The 6856-nt window shown below is 67.0% G+C and carries 4 protein-coding genes and 1 CRISPR repeat array; of the genes, 2 read left to right on the top strand and 2 right to left on the bottom strand.

What is annotated here, in order from left to right:
• Window positions 1-136: 136 nt before the first annotated feature.
• Window positions 137-1966: direct repeats of the CRISPR family, unit length 28 nt; unit sequence CTTCGCTGCCGCATAGGCAGCTCAGAAA.
• A gap of 540 nt (window positions 1967-2506) precedes the next feature.
• The gene (locus tag MKP05_RS19545; RefSeq protein WP_240569840.1) at window positions 2507-3700 is read right to left on the bottom strand and encodes an acetate/propionate family kinase; all 1194 of its coding nucleotides are present in this window, start codon (window positions 3698-3700) and stop codon (window positions 2507-2509) included.
• The gene (locus tag MKP05_RS19540) at window positions 3693-5129 is read right to left on the bottom strand and encodes a bifunctional enoyl-CoA hydratase/phosphate acetyltransferase (protein ID WP_240569839.1); all 1437 of its coding nucleotides are present in this window, start codon (window positions 5127-5129) and stop codon (window positions 3693-3695) included. The genes MKP05_RS19545 and MKP05_RS19540 overlap by 8 nt, the downstream gene beginning before the upstream one ends.
• 233 nt (window positions 5130-5362) lie before the next feature.
• Here MKP05_RS19540 and MKP05_RS19535 point away from each other — a divergent pair, with 233 nt between their 5' ends.
• Complete coding sequence (locus MKP05_RS19535; protein WP_240569838.1) at window positions 5363-6184, top strand: CmcJ/NvfI family oxidoreductase; 822 nt, start codon at window positions 5363-5365, stop codon at window positions 6182-6184.
• 77 nt (window positions 6185-6261) lie between these two features.
• Window positions 6262-6852 (top strand): DUF4202 domain-containing protein, encoded by a 591-nt coding sequence (locus tag MKP05_RS19530; RefSeq protein WP_240569837.1) that lies wholly within the window; start codon window positions 6262-6264, stop codon window positions 6850-6852.
• The last annotated feature ends 4 nt before the right edge of the window (window positions 6853-6856 follow it).

The raw sequence follows: 6856 nt of genomic DNA, 5'->3' as shown, positions 1-6856 counted from the left end.
ACCGGAAACGCGCCTATCAGCGTCAATTACAGGGAGGACAGACCGCGTCGTCAGGCTGACGACAACTATCCCACCCAGCCGGTCATTTTAATTGTCGCTGACCGGTCAAAGTAGTTGACGTCGCATAGCGGAGGCGCTTCGCTGCCGCATAGGCAGCTCAGAAATGACCATGGCCACCCAGCGCGGGACCGAGATCCTTCGCTGCCGCATAGGCAGCTCAGAAAATCCGTGGCAATTATGCCGCCTTTGTAGGCAACTTCGCTGCCGCATAGGTAGCTCAGAAAACGATGATGAAGCTGGAGGTGCCGAAGGTGCCCTTCGCTGCCGCATAGGCAGCTCAGAAAGAGCTGGAGGCCGAGATCGCCAAGCTGAAGGGCTTCGCTGCCGCATAGGCAGCTCAGAAAAAACGGTATCGGCGTAGGCGTCGCAACGGGCACTTCGCTGCCGCATAGGCAGCTCAGAAAACCTGCGGCACCGAGGGCGCCGACGTGCGCCACTTCGCTGCCGCATAGGCAGCTCAGAAAGGTGGCGGCGCCACTGGCGGCGGTGAACTGGTCTTCGCTGCCGCATAGGCAGCTCAGAAAATCAGGTGCGCATCCCGGTGCGGCGCAGGCACCTTCGCTGCCGCATAGGCAGCTCAGAAAAGCAGGCCGACGATGCCCAGGGCGGCGCCCTTCTTCGCTGCCGCATAGGCAGCTCAGAAATGTCGGCCTATCCAGCGAACGGACAGGTGCAGCTTCGCTGCCGCATAGGCAGCTCAGAAATGGGGCATGTGGGGGTCTTCGTGACGCTCACATCTTCGCTGCCGCATAGGCAGCTCAGAAATGGTAGGCGAATGGCTTAGGACTCTGGTAGTCCTTCGCTGCCGCATAGGCAGCTCAGAAAACCAGGGACGACCACCCTACGCACACTGCCAGCTTCGCTGCCGCATAGGCAGCTCAGAAATGCAGAAGATCCCGGCGCGCGGCGACTACGGCCTTCGCTGCCGCATAGGCAGCTCAGAAATGGCCCAGCGCCGCGCCATGCTCGACGTGCTGCTTCGCTGCCGCATAGGCAGCTCAGAAAATCTACCGCCAGGAGATCGACCGGCAGTACGACTTCGCTGCCGCATAGGCAGCTCAGAAAATCCTCGGCCAGGCCAAGGGCCACCTGGAGAGCTTCGCTGCCGCATAGGCAGCTCAGAAAGTGGAGATCAGCGAAGTCGCCGATGAGAACGCCTTCGCTGCCGCATAGGCAGCTCAGAAAATGATGATGTGGACCATCTCGTGCTTACGCAGCTTCGCTGCCGCATAGGCAGCTCAGAAATGAGCATGGCCGCAGCCCCCGCCGTTGTGGGCTCTTCGCTGCCGCATAGGCAGCTCAGAAAGCGACCAGTGGGGCGGGGCGTTCAACTCCGTGCTTCGCTGCCGCATAGGCAGCTCAGAAATGTGCGTGGGCCGGCGAGACCGGCAACGACATCTTCGCTGCCGCATAGGCAGCTCAGAAATGCCGGTGCTCACCCAGTCCTGGAACACCCTGCTTCGCTGCCGCATAGGCAGCTCAGAAAAGCATCGGGGCGTCGCCGCCGGTCAAGATCGACTTCGCTGCCGCATAGGCAGCTCAGAAAAGAACTCGGCGGCTTGGGTGTACACCGTTTTGCTTCGCTGCCGCATAGGCAGCTCAGAAAGATCGGCGGCCAGGTCGAGCACGTCGAATGCCCTTCGCTGCCGCATAGGCAGCTCAGAAATCCAGCGAGTCGGTGTAATCCACCCCCGCCGACTTCGCTGCCGCATAGGCAGCTCAGAAACAGCCGCGGAACAGCGGCACCAGCGCCCCGCCCTTCGCTGCCGCATAGGCAGCTCAGAAACGGCCGCACGCGCGCGGTCGCTTGTCGATTGCCTTCGCTGCCGCATAGGCAGCTCAGAAATCGGTGAGAGCTATGCCCCAGTGCAAGTCGAGCTTCGCTGCCGCACAGGCAGCTCAGAAAATGTCGCAGCACAACTCTCGGATCATCTGCAGGTTGGCTGCCGCACCCGGGTCGCGCGGATAGAAACTCGGCGATATTGGTCGGCGTCCGAGGGTCGTCGAGTCGCGGCCCGCCCGGGCCGCGCGGATAGAAACTGCCACCTGCACCCGCGACGCCGACGGCCACGTCGTCGCGGCCGGTTAAGGGAGAGGAGCACTTCAACCCGTGAGGCATGAGAAAGCTCAAGATTCGAGTGGGCAAATCTGAGCAATCTTTAGTAGGCTGAGTGTTACTGGATGTGTCTTGATGGGGCTGCCAGTGTCGCCACCTTGCGACCCTGGCAGCCCGTTATACCAAGGAGGCGGTCCCTCATGTGGTTCTGTCAGGCGGTAGCGTGCTCTCAGGTCGGAAAATTCATACCGGAGCTCCAGCCAGTGGGACTTCTGTGGGAAGGGACTTGCGACCGGCAGATATCGACCCTTATGGAAAGCTTTCCATAAGGGTCGTTAGTTGCCGTTGAGAACGGCAGCTATCCCATCACTGATTGTTTGACCCAAGACGCTATTTCTCCGCTATCACCCCCGCGCTGTACCAGGCGATCATCCGCTCCTCGTCGGTGGGAATGACCCAGGCGCCGACGCGGCTGCCGGCGGCGCTGATGCATCGGGCGTGGCGGCGGTTGGCGACGTCGTCGAGGGTCAGGCCGAGCCATTCACAGCCGCGGCAGATGGCCTCGCGCACCGGGGCGGCGTGTTCGCCAATGCCGGCGGTGAAGACGAGTTGGTCGAGGCCGCCCAGGGCGGCGGCCAGGCTGCCGATCTCGCGCACGGCGCGGTAGGTGTAGAGGTCGATGGCCTCCCGGGCCTCGGGGGCGGGGCTGGCCAGCAGGTCGCGCATGTCGCTGCTGATGCCGGAGACGCCGAGCAGGCCGGAGCGCTTGTAGAGCAGGTCGCCGACCGCCTCGACGCTCATGCCCTCCTCGTGGATCAGGTGCAGCACCAGGCCGGGGTCGAGGCTGCCGCTGCGGGTGCCCATGGGCAGCCCCTCGATGGCGGTGAAGCCCATGGTGGAAGCGATGCTCCGGCCGTCGTGGATGGCGCACAGGCTGGCGCCGTTGCCCAGGTGGGCGACGATCACCCGCGCGCGGGGGGCGTCGCCGAGGTGCTGCGGCAGGACCTGGGTGAGGTAGTCGTAGGAGAGGCCGTGGAAGCCGTAGCGGATCAGCCCGCGGGCGGTGAACTCGCGGGGCAGGGCGAAGTGGCGGGCCACGTCGGGCTGGGTGGCGTGGAAGGCGGTGTCGAAGCAGGCCACCTGGGGCAGCTCGGGGTGGCGCTCGGCGAGCCGCGCCACCGGGGCCAGGCAGAAGTGCTGGTGCAGCGGGGCCAGGGAGTTGAGCGCCTCGAGCTCCTCGACGATCGCCGGGGTGAGCACCACCGGGCGGTGGTAGCGCTGCCCGCCGTGCACCACCCGGTGGCCGACCACGGCGAGCTCGAGGTCGGGCATGGCGTCGATCCACGCCAACAGCCGGGTGGTGGCGTCCCGGTGGTCGAGCCGCTCGGGCAGCGGTCCGGGGTCGGCGTCCAGGGGCCGGCCCTGGGCATCGTGCAGCTGGAAGCCCGGCGTGGCGGTGCCGAGCCCGGCGAACTGGCCGCGGTAGCGCGGGGTGAGGGCGCCCAGGTCGCGGGCGTCGTCCAGGGGGTAGAGGGCGAACTTGAGGCTCGAGGAGCCGCTGTTGAGGGTGAGGATGTCACTCATCCCGACCTCCCGCCTTGCCAGGCAGGCCCTGGCGTTTCTGGTGGTCGGCGAGCAGCAGGGCCAGGGCGCAGGAGGCCATGCGGGTGATGGCCTCGTCGGCGCGGCTGGTGAGCACGATGGGCACCCGGGCGCCGATCACCAGGCCGGCGCCGGTGGCATCGGCCAGGTAGGTGAGCTGCTTCATCAGCATGTTGGCGGCCTCCAGGTCGGGGGCGACCAGGATGTCGGCGCGCCCGGCCACCGGGGAGTCGATGCCCTTGGCCTTGGCGGCGGCCTCGGAGATGGCGTTGTCGAAGGCCAGCGGGCCGTCCAGGGTGCCGCCGCGGATCTGGCCGCGCTCGGCCATCTTGCACAGGGCGGCGGCGTCCAGGGTGGAGGGCATGCGCGGGTTGATGGTCTCCACCGCGGCGAGAATCGCCACCCTGGGGTCGTCATTGCCCAGGGCGTGGGCCAGCTCGATGGCGTTCTGGATGATGTCGCGCTTGTGGGCCAGGCCGGGCGTGATGTTGATAGCGGCGTCGGTGATGAACAGCGGCCGCGGGTAGGTGGGTACGTCGAAGGCCATCACGTGGCTGATGCAGCGCTCGGTGCGCAGGCCGCTGTCGCGCTTGAACACCTCGTGCATCAGCTCGTCGGTGTGCAGGGCGCCCTTCATCAATGCCTCGGCGCGCCCCTCGCGCACCAGGGCCACGGCGCGCTCGGCGGCGGCGTGGCTGTGGGGCGTGTCGATGAGTTCGTAGTCGTCGATATCGAGCTCGGCGGCGTCGGCGGCGGCACGGATCCTGGCCGCGGGGCCGACCAGGATCGGCACGATCAGCCCGTGGCGGGCGGCGGCCACGGCGCCGGTGAGCGAGACGTCGTCCACCGGGTGCACCACCGCCATGGGAATGGCGGCGGGGTGGTCGGCGGCGGAGAGGATCTCGTGCAGGCGGCCGCGTTCGGCCAGGCGCACGGTGGGCAGCACGGCCCGCGGGCGGCGGATCTTCTCGGTGGGGGCGAGCACCCGCGCCTCGCCCTCGATCACCACCTTGCCCTTCTGGTTCTCGCAGCGGCAGTCCAGGGTGAGCTGATGGTGTGCCTCGTCCTTGGCGGTGACGCGCACGCTGACCCTGAGCACGTCGCCCAGGTTGACCGGGGCGCGGAACTGCAGGGTCTGGCCCAGGTAGAGGGTGCCGGGGCCGGGCAACTGGGTGCCGAGCACCGTGGAGATCAGGGCGCCGCCCCACATGCCGTGGGCGATCACCTCCTGGAAGCGGGTGCTGCGGGCGAAGTCGTCATCCACATGGGAGGGATTGACGTCACCGGACAGGATCGCGAACAGCTTGATGTCGTCCAGGGTCAGGCGCTTCTCCAGCTGGGCCCGGTCGCCCACCTGGATCTCGTCGAAGGTGCGGTTCTCGATGTAGCGGTCGTCGGATGGGGCATCCATGTCGGGGAACTCCGGTCGTCAGGCACGGCAGCGCAGGGAGAGACTTCCAGCATAGCCGGTCGTTAGGGGCGCCGTGTTGATCCAGGTCGGGGTCGGGGCCATGCACCTCCGGGCGCATTTGAAAGCGCCCGCTCGAAGCCATATACCTGATAGGGACGGAACCGACAGGCAAGCTACCGCGCCGCCACGGTGACATCACACCGGATGCGGCCAACCGACCGGGAGGCAATTACATGCAGCGCACGACCGACATGCCCGCCAGCGTCACCGCGACACTCACCTATCTGGTCAAGCGCGATGCGAAACCCTACGTGCATACCGAGGCGCTGACCGGTGACAGTGAGCCGCACTATGTTGCCGAGCAGGAGGCGCGCGAGGTCACGCTATACAATGGCCGTCCGTTGGCGGACGGCTTGTCCCTGGACACGCAGGGGTTCGAGCTTCACCAGCGGGAGACGGCGGTCGACGATCTCTACGACGATGCGACGGTCGAAACCGCCTACTATGCCGAGGTCGAGGCCTTGATCAAGGAGCTGACCGGCGCGAGCCGGGTCGTCATCTTCGATCACACCCGGCGCAGCGACGCCGAGCAGCGCGATATTCGCGGCCCGGCCTGCCGTGTGCACAATGACTATACCGAGCGCTCGGGGCCCGAGCGTATCCGCGACGTGCTGGGGCGGGACGAGGCCGCCGCGCTGGAAGCGGTGCCGGTGGCCCAGATCAACCTGTGGCGCCCGATACGCGGGCCCGTGAAGCGCTCGCCGCTGGCCTTGCTGGACGCCTCGACGCTCGACCCCGGCGACCTGCTGGCCACCGATCTCGTCTACCCGGATCGCCTCGGTGAGATCTACCACCTGGCCTACCATCCGCACCAACGCTGGTACTATTTTCCCGACATGCGCCGCGACGAAGCCTTGCTGATCAAGGGGTATGACTCGCGTCGCGACGGCCGTGCCCGCTTCACCCCCCATACCGCCTTCCAGGACCCCAACACGCCGCCGGGCGCCCCGCCGCGCGAGAGTATCGAGGTCCGCACCCTGGCCTTCTTCGGTTAGGCTCCCGCCACCCGGGCGTGGGCCGCCCCGATCCTGTTACCCTCTGACCAAGGCCCATCATCGCAAGGAACCGTGCCATGACCCCCGAGACCCCCTTCGACAAGACCCTCGCCGCCATCGATGCCCTGCACGCGGAGGACCCGCGCCGTGTCGAGGTCGATGGCGAGTCGCTGCCGCTGGAGCTGTGGCATGGCCGGCGGATGAGTGCCTGGCTCGAGCAGCTGGTGGATGCCCCGGACGAGCTGGTGCAACTGGCGGTGCGGGCGCAGCACCTGCAGCGCTGGCAGGTGCCGCGCGGCGACTACCCCGAGGGCCGGGTGGGCTATCTCACCTGGCGACGCGACCAGGGCAAGCGGGCCGGCGAGACCACGGCGCGGCTGATGGAGGAGGCCGGCTACGCGGCCGAGCAGGCCGAGCGGGTGGCGCAGATGATCCGCAAGCAGGGCCTGGGGCGCGACGCGGGCACCCAGGCGGTGGAGGACTGTGCCTGCCTGGTGTTCCTGGAGAACTACTTCGCCGACTTCTCGAAGCAGGTGGAGCATGACCACCTGATCCGCATCGTGCAGAAGACCTGGAAGAAGATGTCACCGCGGGCCCACGAGCTGGCACTGGGGCTGCCCATGGCGGCCGAGGCGCGTTCGTTGGTCGAGGAGGCCCTGGCGGGCTGAGAGG

This window comes from Halomonas flagellata (assembly GCF_022487945.1).
Classification (GTDB): Bacteria; Pseudomonadota; Gammaproteobacteria; order Pseudomonadales; family Halomonadaceae; genus Halomonas; species Halomonas flagellata.
Note: the sequence above shows the minus strand (reverse complement) of the source record. Positions and strands in the feature narration are given on the sequence as shown.

Excerpts from the sequence above, each read along its gene's own strand:
- MKP05_RS19530 (WP_240569837.1), top strand. The coding sequence starts at position 6,262 with ATGACCCCCGAGACCCCCTTCGACAAGACCCTCGCCGCCATCGATGCC.
- MKP05_RS19545 (WP_240569840.1), bottom strand. The coding sequence starts at position 3,700 with ATGAGTGACATCCTCACCCTCAACAGCGGCTCCTCGAGCCTCAAGTTC.
- MKP05_RS19535 (WP_240569838.1), top strand. The coding sequence starts at position 5,363 with ATGCAGCGCACGACCGACATGCCCGCCAGCGTCACCGCGACACTCACC.
- MKP05_RS19540 (WP_240569839.1), bottom strand. The coding sequence starts at position 5,129 with ATGGATGCCCCATCCGACGACCGCTACATCGAGAACCGCACCTTCGAC.